This is a genomic window from Actinoplanes sp. NBRC 103695, assembly GCF_030269485.1.
Lineage (GTDB): Bacteria > Actinomycetota > Actinomycetes > Mycobacteriales > Micromonosporaceae > Actinoplanes.
This window is the reverse complement of record NZ_BSTL01000007.1, coordinates 101,979-116,660: the sequence shown is the minus strand read 5'-3', so window position 1 is coordinate 116,660 and position 14,682 is coordinate 101,979. Positions and strand designations below refer to the sequence as shown.

Sequence of the window (14,682 nt, the reverse complement as noted above, 5' to 3'; positions counted from 1 at the left end):
CGACGTGCCCGGATACGACCGTGCCGGGTCACGCGCCCTCCCCTACGTCCACCAGAGGCGGCGGCGTGCGCGTCACGATCACACGCTCAGGGATGAGGTCCGGGGTGGTCGCGGGCTTCGGATCCGAGGTGGTCACGGGCTTGGGGTCCGGCTTGGGGTCCGGCTTGGGGTCCGGCTTGGGGTCCGGCTTGGGGTCCGGCGTGCGCACCGGCGGGGCCGGCGGCGGCGCGCTGGTACCGGTCCCGGAACCGACGTCCTCGGCGCCGCCCCCCGAGCCGCCCGTGGAGGGCTTCTTGGGTGGGACCGGCGGCGCCTGGGTGGTCGGTCCCGAGACCGGGGTACTGGGGCTCGCCGAGGACGAGCCGGTGGGGGTGGGCGACGGGCTGACGGTGCCCGACTCCACCGGGGCGGGCGACTTGCTGGGCGACGGGCTGACCCGGGCGGGCGGCTTCGGCCCCGGTACGACGACGGACGAGGTGGCTCGTGGCGCCTCCGCACGCCGCGTGTCCCGGGTGGACGGGGTGGCCGGTCGGCGCAGCGACTCGGTGAGCAGGCGCGGCGACCGGGTCGTCGGCGCCGGGATCGGCCTCGGCACGGGCGGCTTGGGCGCGGCCTGGATCTTGTCGTCATCGTCGTCGCCCAGGTCGGGCAGCGGCAGCACCACACTGGAACTGACCGGGCCACCGGCCAGGCTCACGCTCACCAGACCGCCGTAGAGCATGCACACGGCACCGAAGCCGTAGGCGACACGGCGGAGCAGCTTGCGCCGGCGACCGGACTCGTCGACGAACACCGGCGCCGGAGAGGCCACCATGAGCACCTCGGTGTCGGGGTTGCCGGAGTCGGCGGAATGCGGGTTTTCAGGCTCCTGCGAAGTCACCCGGCGAGCTTAGGAACATCTTTTGAGATCTTGACCGTCGTCACTCAGCCGGGGGTCGCCCATTCATTGCCGCGATATCAGCCGAATCGGTGACGGCTCACGTTTGACCTGATGGCAGCCATCTGATCGGGCGCTGCAGAGATCCGCCTGAGCTGCACCGAATGGCGTTAGGCCGACAGGTTACGCGATTCCGAAAACAAATTCGGTGTCAATTACCTGACTCGAATTCCCGAGCAATTCTCGCAATTGTTTGAAATGGCAATAGACACATTACCGGCTTATGTCCGAATTGTCTGGAGTGGACCGAGCGTGCCGCGAAGACCGTGCGTGCGCGACCCAAGTTGGCCCGAAATCCCGATGATTAAGTATGGAGAGCCGTTGTGGACACAGGTCCCCATGGCTAAGCTTCGTGGTGCGCGCTCCTATCGCCCGCTTCCCCCGTGGCAGGCGATCGGAGCGCGCTTCTCTATGTCTATGCCCACCCGCCGCTAACGGCCGCAGCCGGCGGTAGCCGACGCAGCCGGTGGTAGGCCACGCAGCCTGGGTAACCCGCGCAGCCAGTGGTAGCCCGCGCAGCAGGTGGTAGCCCAGCGCGCCTTCAGCTCCGGAATACCGCCCTCCGCTACCCCAGCCGCGGAAAGTGGTAACACAAGGCGGTGTCCGAGGCCCGGATACCGCCCGGTCCTACCACTGCCCGCTCCGCAGCCACCGCGAGCGGCGGCAGAAAGGCCGAGCGGGCACCCGGCGGCCTGGCGAGCCCTTGCTCTACCCGCAGCCCGCCGCGAGCGGCCCACTCAGCGCGGACGACCAACGCGAAGGCTCGGCTCGGCGCAAAGGGCCCGCTCAGCGAACGAAGCCCGGCCAGCGCGAGAGACCCCGCCAGCGCGCGAGGGGCCCGGCCAGCGCGGCAGGGGCCCGCCCAGCGCGGCAGGGGCCCGCCCAGCGCGAGAGAAGGCCCGCCCAGCGCGAGAGGGGCCCGGCCAGCGCGAGAGGCCGGCTCAGCACAGGCGGATCCGCTCGAGACCTGCCTAGATCCAGCGGGATCCGAGCCACATCCGCGCCTGCCAGGCCTCGTACGGAATCGTCTGCCCCACGAAGATCGGGTAGAAGTAGGCGAAGCACAGCGCCACGATCGCCACATAGGCCGCCGCGATCACCGTCCCGACCAGCTGCCGGTCGGACCGTCTCTCGCCCGCCTCGATCCCGCCCGGCGGCGTCATGATGGCACCCAGCGCGTAGGTCACCGCCAGGATCAGGAACGGCAGCGCCGGCAGCACGTAGAACGAGAACATCGTCCGACCGTCGGCGATCGCGTAGTAGAACCACGGCACCAGGCCACCGATCAGGCCGGCGCCGATCGCGTACGCCCGCCAGTCGCGCCGGGCGATCCCGAACCAGATCAGCGCCCCGATCGCGGGCAGGAACGACCACCACAGGATCGGCGTGCCCAGCAGCAGGATCTCGGTGGCGCAGGTGTTCGCCCCGCAGGCGGTGCCGGTGCCGTTCCAGTGGAAGGCGACCGGCCGGCCCAGCAGCAGCCACTGCCACGGCCAGGACTGGTACGGGTGCCGGTCGGTCAGGCCGCTGTGGAACGTGTACGCCTGGTGGTGGTAGTGCATCAGGTTGAGCAGCGCGCCCAGGATCGGCGGCTCGCTCATGTTGTTCGCCTCGCGCCAGTGCCGGAAGTACCCGGAATTGGTGACGAACCAGCCGGTCCAGGTGGCGAGGTAGAAGACCACGGTCAGGGTGAAGCTGAGCACCAGCCAGCCCAGGTCGCCGCCGATCCGTACGCTGATCGGCCGCCGGATCCCGGCCGACCGCCGCGCCCCGATCCGCCAGGCCACCACCAGGATCGCGAAGAACGGCGCGAAGAACAGGGCGCTCCACTTCACGCCGCAGGCCAGCCCGAACATCACCCCGGCGACGAGCAGCCACCACGGCACGAAATGTGGCAGCCGCCGCGCGGTGTCCGCGTCGAACCCGTCCTCCAGGGCGCGCAACCAGCGCCGCCGGTGCGCGTCCCGGTCGATGACCAGCGCCGCGAACGTGGCCAGGATGAACAGCCCCAGGAAGATGTCCAGCAGTGACGTCCGCGACAGCACGAGGTGGAAGCCGTCCAGCGTCATCAGCAGGCCGGCCACCCCGGCCAGCACGATCGAGCGGAACATCCGGTACGCGACCCGGATCAGGATCAGGATCATCAGCGTGCCGGCGATCGCGGCCGGGAAACGCCAGCCCAGCTCGGTGTTGCCGAACGCCTTCTCGCCCAGCGCGATCAGCCACTTGCCCAGCGGCGGATGCACCACGTAGGCGGGACCGTTGTTCCGCTCGTCCCACTCCACGCCGTGTTTCAGCATGTCCCAGGCGTCGGTCGGATAGTAGATCTCGTCGAAGATGTAGCCCTTGGGCTTGCTGATGCCCACCAGCCGCAGGATCGCCGCGAGCCCGACGATCACGAGCGTGACCAGCCAGGAGTACGGGTTGAGCCAGTTGTCGAGCGTCGACAACCGGCGGCGGACGACGTCGGGTACCCGTCGCTTCCCGACGGGAGCCGGATCGGACTCGACGGGGGCGGGCGCGATGTCGGTGGCCAAACTCACCCCGCGATGGTAGGCCGAATGCCCGCGGCCCGGCTCGTCCAGGCGGCATGGCGCGGTGTGGTGGACTTCTCGGCGTGGCAGAAGACAGCACGGGACGGGTGGTGCTCGCCGGAGCGCCGCTGGGCAACACGGGCGACGCGTCGCAGCGGCTGCGCGACATCCTGACGACCGCGGACGTCGTCGCCGCCGAGGACACCCGGCGGCTGGCCCGCCTGGCGCGCGACCTCGGCGTCACGGTCGGCGGGCGGATCGTGTCGTACTTCGAGGGCAATGAGGAGCGGCGTACGCCCGAACTGGTTGAAGCTCTTCGCGCCGGGCAGACCGTCGCGGTGGTGACCGACGGCGGCATGCCGAGCGTCTCCGACCCCGGCTACCGTCTGGTCCGCGCCGCCCTGGACGCCGGTTTCCCGGTGACGGCGGCGCCCGGCCCCAGCGCCGTGACCACCGCGCTGGCCCTGTCCGGCCTGCCCAGCGACCGGTTCGTCTTCGAGGGTTTCCTGCCGCGCTCCGGGTCGGCCCGCCGCTCCCGGCTGCGCGAGCTGGCCGCCGAGCCGCGCACGCTGATCCTCTTCGAGGCGCCGCACCGGGTGGGTGACGCGCTGGCCGACCTGGTCGCCACGTTCGGTCCGGAGCGGCCGGCGGCGATCTGCCGGGAGCTGACCAAGACGTACGAGGAGATCCGGCGCGGAACGCTGTCCGAGCTGGCCGACGGGGCCGCCGCCGTGCCGCCGCGTGGCGAGATCACCCTGGTGCTGGGCGGCGCCCCGGTCACCGCCGCCGAGCGGCCCGCCGACGACGTCCTGCGCGCCGCGGTGGCCGGGCGGGAGGCGGCCGGCGACTCCCGGCGTGACGCGATCACGGCCGTGGCGACGGCGCACGGCCTGCGCCGCCGGGAGGTCTACGCGCTGGTCCACTCCGATCAGTAGGCGGCGGCCAGGAAGCCGAGCAGCAGCAGGACCGGTCCGGCCAGGCTGATCAGCACGGCGTTGCGCCGGGAACGCGCGGACTCCAGCCGCCGCGCCCCGGTCATCCCGGCGATGCCGTAACCGCAGAGCACCACCAGCACGAAGCCGAGGGTCCAGCGCAGGTGCAGCATCGGGCCGGCGTCGCCGACGTACGCCTGCCGGCTGTCCGGGCTGACCATCCGGGCCGGCGCGATCGCCCCGGTGTTCCGGGAGGTCGCATTCACCCCGAGCAGCGTGACCTTCTCCACCGAGAAGCCGCCGTCGTCGGTCGTGAACGAGCCCTGGCACCGCTGGGTGATGCCGCTGCCCACGCACCGCGAGACGGTGGCGACGCCGCGGTCGCCGTGCCCGACCGCCAGCCAGAACGGTTCCGCGCTGACCCACGAGAAGAACGCCGCGATCAGCGCCATCGTCACCAGACCGAGCAGTCCGGCCGCCGGTCCGCGGGGCGTCGGCGGCGTCCTCGCCGGTGGCTTCCCGCGCAGCCCTTCGGGCGGTTCGGTGGCGGTGGCCAGGCGCTGCCGCATCTCCGGGGCGGGCCAGGCGTTGCCGGCCGCGGCGCGCTCCTCCTCGGTCAGCCAGAACGGGTGGTTCTCCAGGCGCTCGCGCTTAGCGTCCTCGGCGACCCGGCCCAGGCGGGAGACGTGCGGAGGTGATTGCTCCGGCACCGGGCCGCGGTCCTTGGGCTCGGGCAGGACCATGACTTCGGGTACGCCGTCCGTCTTGTCACCGGGGATCTCGGCGGGTGCGGCGTCCGGGGCGGCCGATGGTTCCGCCGGTGCGTCGTCGGCGCTGCTCACGGCGTACCCCTCCTCGGTCTTGGGTGGGTTGTAGCGGGTTTTGGGTCGCCGATCGTGATCGCGCTCGACCGGCTCCGGCTCGGGGGTCGCGTCCTCGATCGCCCGCGCGGCCGCGAGGGCCTCCACCTGCTCGATCCGCTCTTCCTGCTCGGCCTCGACCAGGGCGGCGGGTGGCGCCTCCAGAGCTCCGGCGAGGTCGTGGGCGCCGGCCGCGTGCGCGTCCAGGGCTTCCGGAGCGAAGGCCGGTTCGGTGCCGCCGTACGCCGGTGGGACCGCGTTGGCCGGGGTGTTCGGCCCGGTCCGCCGCCGCGGGTGTCGTGGCCGGGCGGCCGCCGCCTCGGCGAGCGCGTCGGCCCGGTCGCGCTCCTCCTCGATCCGCCACCACGCGGTGTTGGGGTCGGGAAAGGACCACAGCTCGCTCTCAGCGCGGGGCGTTTCCCCTGGTTGCGGCGCGTCTCCGGTCACTCGCCCAGTAGACGCCACATTTTCATGACGATCACGAACCAACCCGGGCGTGTCGGGCTAAATCGCCCAGCCTCCGCCCCACCACCGCCCCTGACCTGACTGAAGGCTGAGCCCCACTCGCTCGCAGCCCTACCGAGCGTGTCACTACGCTGGAAGCATGAGTCACGTTCTCGCCGCGGTCGCCTGGCCCTACGCCAACGGCCCGCGTCACATCGGTCATGTCTCCGGCTTCGGGGTGCCCTCCGACGTTTTCAGCCGGTACATGCGGATGGCCGGCCACGACGTGCTCATGGTCTCCGGCACCGACGAGCACGGCACGCCCATCCAGGTGCAGGCCGACGCCGACGGGGTGACCCCCCGTGAGCTGGCCGACCGCTACAACCGGGTGATCGTCGAGGACCTGCACGGCCTCGGCCTGTCGTACGACCTGTTCACCCGCACCACCACGCGCAACCACTACGCGGTCACCCAGGAGCTGTTCGGCGGGCTGCTGGCCAACAACTACATCATCCGCAAGACCACGCTCGGCGCGAAGTCGCCGTCCACCGGTCGCACCCTGCCCGACCGTTACATCGAGGGCACCTGCCCGATCTGCGGCTACGACAGCGCCCGCGGCGACCAGTGCGACAACTGCGGCAACCAGCTCGACCCCGAGCAGCTGATCAACCCACGGTCGAAGATCAACGGCGAGGTGCCCGAGTTCGTCGAGACCGAGCACTTCTTCCTCGACCTGCCCGCCTTCGCCCAGGCGATCGGCAACTGGCTGGACCAGCGGGAGAACTGGCGGCCCAACGTCCTGAAGTTCAGCCGCAACCTGCTCGACGACCTCCAGCCCCGGGCGATCACCCGCGACCTGGAGTGGGGCGTGCCGATCCCGCTGGACGACTGGCGTGACCGCAACGACAAGCGCATCTACGTGTGGTTCGACGCGGTCATCGGCTACCTGTCGGCGTCGGTCGAGTGGGCCCGCCGCACCGGCGACCCCGAGGCCTGGCGCAAGTGGTGGTCGGCGGACGGCGAGGGCAAGGACTCGCTGGCCTACTACTTCATGGGCAAGGACAACATCGTCTTCCACTCGGTGATCTGGCCGGCCATCCTGCTCGGCTACTCCGGCGAGGGCGACTCCGGCGGCGAGCCGGGCAGCCTGGGCCGGCTCAACCTGCCCACCGAGGTCGTCTCGTCGGAGTACCTGACGATGGAGGGCAAGAAGTTCTCCTCGTCCCGCCGCGTGGTCATCTACGTGCGCGATTTCCTGTCCCGGTACGACCCGGACGCGCTGCGCTACTTCATCGCGGCGGCCGGGCCGGAGGCCAACGACACCGACTTCACCTGGGCCGAGTTCGTCCGCCGGAACAACGACGAGCTGGTCGCCGGCTGGGGCAACCTGGTCAACCGCTCGATCTCGATGGCGGCCAAGAACTTCGGTTTCGTGCCGCCCGCGATCGACCTCACCCCGGAGGACGAGGCGCTTCTCGCGGTGGCTCGGGAGGGCTTCACAACGGTCGGCGAGCTGATCGGCAAGCACCGGCAGAAGGCAGCGATCGGCGAGGCCATGCGCGTGGTGGCCGAGGCCAACAAGTACCTGTCCGACCAGGCGCCGTGGAAGCTCAAGGACGAGGCCGACAAGCCGCGGATGGGCACGGTCCTGCACGTGGCGCTGCAGGTGGTCAGCGACGCGAACACGCTGCTCAGCCCGTTCCTGCCGCACTCCGCACAGAAGGTCCACGAGCTGCTCGGCAGCACCGGCACGCACCAGCCGATGCCGTCGATCGTCGAGGTGGAGGACCTGGACGGCGGGCCCTCCTACCCGATCCTCACCGGCGACTACACCGTCGGCGCCCGCTGGGAGTCGGTGCCTCTGGAGGCCGGAACGCCGCTGGCTGCGCCGAAACCGGTCTTCAAGAAGCTCGACACCACGGTGATCGAGGAGGAACTGGCCCGCCTCTCCAGCTAGCTGATCTGGAAGGTCGTGATGCTGCCCTTCCCGTACGAGCGGATCACGATCTCGTAGTTCTGGACCCGGGATCCGAACTTCGGGAAGTTCCAGCCGGCCGGCGGCCGGGTGATGCCTTTCGCGAGGCTGGACACCCGGCCGGTGGTGGTCACCGTGAGCTTGCGGCCGGACGGGTGGGTGAAGACCAGCTTCACGCCGTTCGGCCCGCCCGAGGTGAGCTTCCACGCCGGGTCGAGGTGCCAGTACTGGCACCACAGCGTGGCGCCTCCGCCGAAGGTGTCGCTGACCTTCATGGTCGTGGTGTCCCGGTTGACGTTGACACCCCGGGTGTGCGCGATCCCGAACATCGTGTCCTTGACCGACCAGCCGTGCGCCGCCGTCTGGACGGTGGCTGCGGCCATCGTGCCGCCCGCGTTCGTGACCGCCTTGCCCGACGGCAGCGCCACGTTGTGGCTCGACGGGCTGAGCTGGTAGAGCGCGTAGTTGTTGGCCTTGTCGTAGGAGAACCGGCCCGGGCCGACCAGGGCACGAACGCCCTTACCGGTGAACGTCACGCCGCCCGCGCGGTCGTGCTGGCCGTGCGCCCACCGCGAGGGGCCGTACCGGATCGTGTAGAAGACGGCGTTCGGGTCGGTCCACGACCAGCGGCCGATCACCCAGCCGGTCTGGTCGTCGCGCAGCACGCGCGGCGCCGTCAGCGAACCCTTCACACCCACGACCTGGTCGGAGTCGCCGATCTGGACGATCTTGCCGTCCGGCTCGGTCATCCACTCGTACGCGGTGCGCGCCTTCGTCACGGTCGCCCGGATACTGGTCGCCGCGGACGTCTCGCCGGCCGCCTCGAGCGCGTTCGCCGCCGAGGTCCACAGGTTGGCGTTGACGTTCTGGTACTCCGACGACTGCTCGTGCGCGATGCCGAGCTTGGAGAACACCTGCGGCGCCTCGCTCACCATCCGCTTGACCGCGGCGGCCTTCCAGGAGGCGACCCCGAGCTGGTCACTCGCCCGGACCAGTTGGAGGTTGGCCATCAGGCCGTGGTTGTGCACCTTGTAGTTCGGCGGGCCGTAGTAGCGCGAGCTGAACAGCACGTTGACGTCGGCGGTCATGCCCGGCTTCAGCTTCGCGTCCTGGGTCAGCGCGTACAGGCAGTTCATCGATTCGAGGCGGCGCAGCGCGGTGCCCTCGTCCCAGCCGTAGCTGATGTTCTTCGGGTCCGGGTTCTGCTGGTAGAACTTCACCGACTGGTCGACCAGAGCATCCAGCGCACCGGTCTGCCCGTCGATCGCGGCCCGCCTGGCCAGCGACTTCATCCACATCAGGCCCAGGTAGTTCATCCGCCACGTCGGGTCGGCCGACGGTGGATTGCGCCACGACGTGGAGGCGATCTTCCCGACGGTGAACGCCGGCGCGGGCGGCATGCTGACCACGATCGGGTCGCCGTCGTTCACCGGCGACGTCGCCGCGGGACCACAACCGGCGGTCGCCGTCGGGTCATCGTCGGCGGCAGCTGCCGCCGACCGTTGCGCTCGCGGCGAGGCGCCGACCAGGCCGTACACATCCTGCAGCGCCTTGGCGTCGTCGATCACCAGCGGATCGAACGGGATGACATGAGCATCCGCGGCATCCGACGTCGCCGACGTGAGAAAGATTGATCCAGCCGCAACAGCTGTCGCGGCGACCCCCGAAACCACCCGAACCCATTTTCGCACCAAGGCATCGAACCTTACGAAACCCTGGGCGTCCTCAGCTTTCCGGTCGAATCCCACAACTGAAAGATCGACCGAGGGCGGCGCGGCCTGACGATCGCGCCGCCCTGTGATCGAAGGGTCAGCTGACGGTGAAGGTCGTGACGCTCGCGCGACCGTACGAGCGCAGCACGATCTCGTTGTTCCAGACCCGAACCCCGAACTCCGGGAAGTGCCAGCCCGCCGGCGGGCGGGTGATGCCCTGGACGATGCTGGACGTCCGGCCGGTGGTGGTGATCGTCAGCCGGCGCCCGGACGGGTGCGAGAACACCAGCTGGGTGCCGTTCAGCGGCGCCGAGACGACGGTCCAGGCCGGGTCCAGGTGCCAGTACTGCCGCCACAGGTCCTTGGCCGGGAAGTTGTCCGTCACCCGCATGGTCGCGGTGTCCCGGTTGACGTTGATGTCCCGGGTGTGCGCGATGCCGAACATGGTGTCCGAGACGGCGTACGCGTGAGCCGGGCCGGTGATCGTCGCCGCGGTGATCGAGCCACCGTTGTTGGTGACCTCCGGGTCGTCCGGGAGCGCGACGTTGTGGCTCTGCGGGCTCAGGCCGTACAGGTTGTAGTTCTCGGTCCGGTCGTTGGAGAAACGTCCCGGGTTCACCAGGACGCGGACGCCCTTCACCGAGTACGTCACGCCGCCCGCGCGGTCGTGCTGGCCGTGCGCGCGCCGGGCCGGGCCGTAGCGGACCGAGTAGTAGGCGGCCTGCGGGTCGGTCCACGACCAGCGGCCGATCGCCCAGCCGGTCTGGTCGTCCCGGAAGTTCCGCGGCGTGGTCAGCGTGCTGGTCGCGCCGGGCTCCTCGTCAGAGTCGCCGATCTGCACGATCTTGCCGTCCGGCTCGGTCATCCACTCCCAGGCGGTCTTCGCCTTGGCCACGGTGACCATGATGTTGTCGGCCGCGGAGGTCTCACCCGACTCACGCAGCACGTCCGCCGCCAGCTTCCAGCCGAGGGCGTTGACGTTCTGGTACGACGACGACTGCTCCCACGAGACGCCCAGCGACGAGAACACCTGCGGCGCCTCGTCGGTCAGGCGACGGATCGCGGTGCTCTTCCAGTTCGCGACGCCGAGCAGCACGCTCGCCCGGACGAGCTGCAGGTTGGCCATCAGGCCGTGGTTGTGCACCGGGAAGTTCGGCGGGCCGTAGTAGCGCGCGCTGAGCAGCACGTTGGCGTCGGACGTCATGCCCGGCCGCAGGACCTCGGCCTGGGTCAGGGCGTAGAGACAGTTCATCGACTCCAGGCGCCGCAGCGCGGTGCCCTCGTCCCACCCGTCGACGGCGGTGCCCGGGTCCGGGTTCTGCTGGTAGTACTTGACCGCCTGGTCGACCAGGGCCTGCAGCGACTGCTGCTGGTCGTCGATCGCCGCCCGGCGGGCCAGGCCCTTCATCCACATCAGGCCCAGGTAGTTCATCTTCCAGGTGGCGTCGGTCTCCGGCGGGTTGCGCCAGGACGACGCCGGGATCGAGCCGACGGTGAAGTTCGGCCCCGGCGGCAGGCTCACCACGATCGGTTCGCCGTCGGGAACCGGGTCGGCCGCGGCGGCGCCACAACCATAGTTGGCCGTCGGGTCGTCCAGCTTCTTCTTCCGCACGGACGGGACGACCGCCCGGTAGGTCTCGACAACGGCCTTGGCGTCGTCGGACACCAGCGGGTCGGAGGGGACTACATGCACGTCAGCTGCCGCGGAGGCCGGCGTCGCCAGCAACACCAATGGCAGTGCGCTCGCGACAACCCCCGAAACCAGTACGCGAAGCGTTCTCATCATGCCCGCGATCGAACACTATCCATCGCTACGCGTCTTCAGGTTTTCGTACATATCTCCCAGTGATGAGATCCACAACAGACGCGAAACGCGGCCGGCACCAAGGCCGGCCGCGCTCGTCGTGCGTGTCTCAGCTGACCTGGAACGTGGTCGTGCTCGCCCGGCCGTAGGAGCGGATCACGACCTCGTAACCCTGCACCCGCGACCCGAACTTCGGGAAGTGCCAGCCGGCCGGTGGCCGGGTGACGCCCTTCACGACGTTGGACACCCGGCCGTTCGTGGTGACCGTCAGCCGCCGCCCGGACGGGTGCGCGAACACCAGCTTGACGCCGTTCGCCCCGCCGGACACGAGCGTCCACTTCGGGTCGAGGTGCCAGTACTGCCGCCACACCGACACCGACGACGGGAAGCTGTCGCTGACCCGCATCGCCACGGTGTCCCGGTTGATGTTGACGCCCCGGGTGTGTGCCACCCCGAACATCTTGTCCGAGACCGTCCAGGCGTGCGCCGGCGCCTGTTCCTTCCACGCGGTGAACGTGCCACCGGCGTTCGTCACGGCCTTGCCGCCCGGCAGCGCCACGTTCTGGCTCTGCGGTCCCATCTGGTAGAGCGCGTAGTTGTTCGTCGTGTCGTACGAGAAGGCACCCGGACCCACCAGGACCCGGACACCCTTCGCCGAGAACGTCACGCCGCCGGCCCGGTCATGCTGGCCGTGCGCGAACTTCGACGGACCGGTACGGATCGTGTAGTAGACCGCGTTCGGGTCGGTCCACGACCACCGGCCGATCGCCCAGCCGGTCTGCATGTCCCGGAACACCCGCGGGGCGGTCAGCGAACCCTTCTGCCCCGCCTGCTCGTACGAGTTGCCGACCTGGGTGATGTTCCCGTCCGGCTGGGTCATCCACTGGTAGACGACCCTGGCCGGGCCGACCACCTTGTTGACCTTGCCGGCCGCGGTGGTGTTGCCCGCCTCGGTCAGTTTGGTCACCGCCGTGCCCCACAGGGTCGCGTTGACCCCCTGGTACATCGACGACTGCTCGAACGAGGTGCCGGCCCCCGAGAACGACTTCGGCGCCTCGCTCGCCATCCGGTCGGCGGCGAGTTTCCGCCACTCCGGAATGTTGAGCTGCTGGCCCGCGCGGAGCAGTTGCAGGTTGGCCATCAGGCCGTGGTTGTGCACCTTGTAGTTCGGCGGCCCGTAGTACCGGGTGCCCATCTGCACCTTGGCGTCGGCCCACATGCCCGGCCGCAGCGCGGGGTTGTTCGTCAACGCATACAGGCAGTTCATGGTCTCGAGCCGTCGCAGCGCGGTGCCCTCGTCCCACCCGTACTTGTTGCTACCCGGGTCGGGGTTCTGCTGATAGAACTTCAGCGCCTGATTGACGATGACCGTCAGCGCCTTGGTCTGACCGTCCATCGCCGCCCGCCGGGCGATCGATTTCATCCACATCAGACCGAGATAGTTGAGCCGCCAGGTCGGATCGGCCGACGGCGGGTTGCGCCACGACGAGGCCGGGATGGCCCCCACGGTGAAGGAGTGGACGGGCTCGATCTTGACGACGATACGTTCGTCGTCGAGCACCGGATCGACAGCGGGGCTGCCGCAACCGGCTGTCGCCGTCGGATCCGCGACCCGTGCTCGCGGCTTGGTGGCGGACGCGCCATAGATTTCGAGCAACGCGCCCAGATCGTCGATCGCCACCGGGTCGGGTGGGATCACGTGCACATCAGCGGCCGCCGCGGGCGACGGCGGAGCGACGAACACGGTTAACAGGGCAAGCGCAGCGACCCCCGCGCCAGACACGCGAACCCTTTTCATCCCAGCATGGGAACATCCGGGCGAGGGGGTGCATCATCCCCCTAACGTGCCATCCAGGTCGATGGATCGTCGCCTTTGCGTCCAGTCGCGCCCACGGCAATGCACCACACACCCGTTGAGCTGCGCAGACGCCTCTATCCGCGCCACCACTGCGATCATGCCAATGCCGCTGTCAGAAGAATGACCGCGATTTCGAGCAACACTTTCCGCCTATGCGAAAAAGCGATACCGGAGCGGAAATGAAGAGTGGCCTCGGTCCCCGCTTTCCGCGGACGAAGGCCACTGATTGTTGGTGGAGCTGTGGGGATTTGAACCCCAGACCCCCTCTTACCGAAAGTCACGGTCCCGGACTTGTCATTGATCGTTAGAAGTTGCCGTTGGCCTGCGCAAACCTGGGCCGGGGCTTGTCAACGCCTATCACCGAGGGTCACCACTTGCAGGGGTTTTCGGGGGGTAAACGGGGGGCATCCGACGCCCGGGGCCGTCCGGTGGCGTGGCGGTAGCGGTGGCTATCTATCGCAGATTGGTTCCCTGCCCCGGGGGCACCAGAAGATTTCTGCGCCGCCGCACCAGGCCGTGCCTGCCGCATCTCCCAACTGGCCTCAAGCTGAGGCGCCGACGGTACGTCTCCAGGTGTCGGTGGCGATTTGGACAGCGTCCCAGGGGCTACCGAGTGGTGGGGTGTAAGACAGGTCCAGGTCGGCGATGTCGGCGACGGTGGCGCCGTAGCTGATGGCGGTGGCGAAGGTGTCGATACGTTTGGCGACTTCCGCGCCACGTGAGCCGAGCATCTGAGCGCCGAGCAGGCGGCCGGTGGAGCGGTCTGCGGTGACGCGGATGCGGATGGGCGTGGCGCCGGGGTAGTAAGCCTTGTGGTCGTCGGTGGTGGCGACGGTGACCGGGTCGTAGCCCGCGTCGCGGGCGGCGTGGTCACGCAGGCCGGTCCCCGCGGTGACGAGATCGAAGACCTTGACGGCCTGAGTGCCCAGCGATCCCGCGAAGGTGGCGTTGCCGCCGAGTGCGTTGACGCCGGCGACGCGGCCTTGTTTGTGGGCGGTGCTGCCCAGTGGTAGGTAGACGTGGCGGTCGAGGAGGCGGTGGTAGGTGTGCACGCAGTCACCGGCGGCGTAGACGTCGGGCAGGTTGGTGCGCATGTGCCGGTCGACGGCGATGGCCGCTCGGAGGCCGAGTTCGGCCCCGGCCGTCGCAGCAAGCTCAGTGTCGGGTCGTACGCCGGTAACGATGAGAACGATGTCGCCGTGGTGGTTGCCCCGGTCGGTGTCGACGGTCAGTGCGCCGCCGTTCGCGGTGATGGCTCGTACTTTGGTGCCGTGCTGGACGTTGACGTCGTGCTCGCGTAGGTGGTCGGCCAGTGGTGCTGCGAGGTCGGCGTCGATGGTGGGCATGACCTGGTCGAGCTGTTCCAGCAGGGTGACGGCGAGGCCGCGCGTGGTGAGTGCTTCGGCCATCTCCAGGCCGATGTAGCCGGCGCCGACGATGATCGCGGTGCGTGCCTGGCGCTCTTCCAGGGATTGCACCACGGCGAACATATCGCCCATCGAGTGCAGGACGTGCACACCGTCGGCGGGGCCGAGGTGGTCGATGCCGTTGATGGGCGGCAGGGCGGGAACAGCGCCGGTGCCGATGACCAGCCGGTCGTAGGCGAAGGCGACCGTGGCTTCAGGT

9 protein-coding genes are annotated in these 14,682 nt (G+C 69.5%); 2 read left to right on the top strand and 7 right to left on the bottom strand.

All coding sequences use genetic code 11. The features are described 5' to 3' along the window. Positions 1 to 28: 28 nt before the first annotated feature. Complete coding sequence (locus QSK31_RS13845; RefSeq protein WP_285684075.1) at positions 29 to 880, bottom strand: hypothetical protein; 852 nt, start codon at positions 878 to 880, stop codon at positions 29 to 31. A 1,028-nt stretch (positions 881 to 1,908) separates the two neighbouring features. Next, complete coding sequence (locus tag QSK31_RS13840) at positions 1,909 to 3,480, bottom strand: dolichyl-phosphate-mannose--protein mannosyltransferase (protein WP_502872952.1); 1,572 nt, start codon at positions 3,478 to 3,480, stop codon at positions 1,909 to 1,911. A gap of 74 nt (positions 3,481 to 3,554) precedes the next feature. Here QSK31_RS13840 and rsmI point away from each other — a divergent pair, with 74 nt between their 5' ends. Continuing rightward, the gene (gene rsmI, locus QSK31_RS13835; protein WP_502872951.1) at positions 3,555 to 4,406 is read left to right on the top strand and encodes a 16S rRNA (cytidine(1402)-2'-O)-methyltransferase; all 852 of its coding nucleotides are present in this window, start codon (positions 3,555 to 3,557) and stop codon (positions 4,404 to 4,406) included. Here the strand turns inward: rsmI and QSK31_RS13830 are convergent. Next, positions 4,400 to 5,710: a hypothetical protein gene (locus tag QSK31_RS13830; RefSeq protein WP_285684072.1), complete on the bottom strand. Its 1,311-nt coding sequence runs from the start codon at positions 5,708 to 5,710 to the stop codon at positions 4,400 to 4,402. The genes rsmI and QSK31_RS13830 overlap by 7 nt on opposite strands. 157 nt (positions 5,711 to 5,867) lie before the next feature. Between QSK31_RS13830 and metG the strand changes: the two genes are divergently transcribed. Further along, positions 5,868 to 7,664, top strand: coding sequence for a methionine--tRNA ligase (gene metG / locus QSK31_RS13825; protein WP_285684070.1), 1,797 nt, complete (start codon positions 5,868 to 5,870; stop codon positions 7,662 to 7,664). Here the strand turns inward: metG and QSK31_RS13820 are convergent. From QSK31_RS13820 to QSK31_RS13805, 4 genes are all read right to left on the bottom strand, one after another. Then, positions 7,661 to 9,250 (bottom strand): Maf family protein, encoded by a 1,590-nt coding sequence (locus QSK31_RS13820; RefSeq protein WP_285684068.1) that lies wholly within the window; start codon positions 9,248 to 9,250, stop codon positions 7,661 to 7,663. The two genes, metG and QSK31_RS13820, sit on opposite strands and share 4 nt — an antisense overlap. Before the next feature lie 241 nt (positions 9,251 to 9,491). Continuing rightward, positions 9,492 to 11,087 (bottom strand): heparinase II/III domain-containing protein, encoded by a 1,596-nt coding sequence (locus tag QSK31_RS13815; protein WP_285684066.1) that lies wholly within the window; start codon positions 11,085 to 11,087, stop codon positions 9,492 to 9,494. Between the two features lie 220 nt (positions 11,088 to 11,307). After that, the gene (locus tag QSK31_RS13810) at positions 11,308 to 12,942 is read right to left on the bottom strand and encodes a heparinase II/III domain-containing protein (RefSeq protein WP_285684064.1); all 1,635 of its coding nucleotides are present in this window, start codon (positions 12,940 to 12,942) and stop codon (positions 11,308 to 11,310) included. Between the two features lie 656 nt (positions 12,943 to 13,598). Next, positions 13,599 to 14,618, bottom strand: a complete 1,020-nt coding sequence (locus QSK31_RS13805) for an FAD-dependent oxidoreductase (protein ID WP_285684467.1) — start codon at positions 14,616 to 14,618, stop codon at positions 13,599 to 13,601. Between the last annotated feature and the right edge of the window lie 64 nt (positions 14,619 to 14,682).

Bases quoted from the DNA above. Each gene is read 5' to 3' on its own strand.
- metG (WP_285684070.1), top strand. From the start codon at position 5,868: ATGAGTCACGTTCTCGCCGCGGTCGCCTGGCCCTACGCCAACGGCCCG.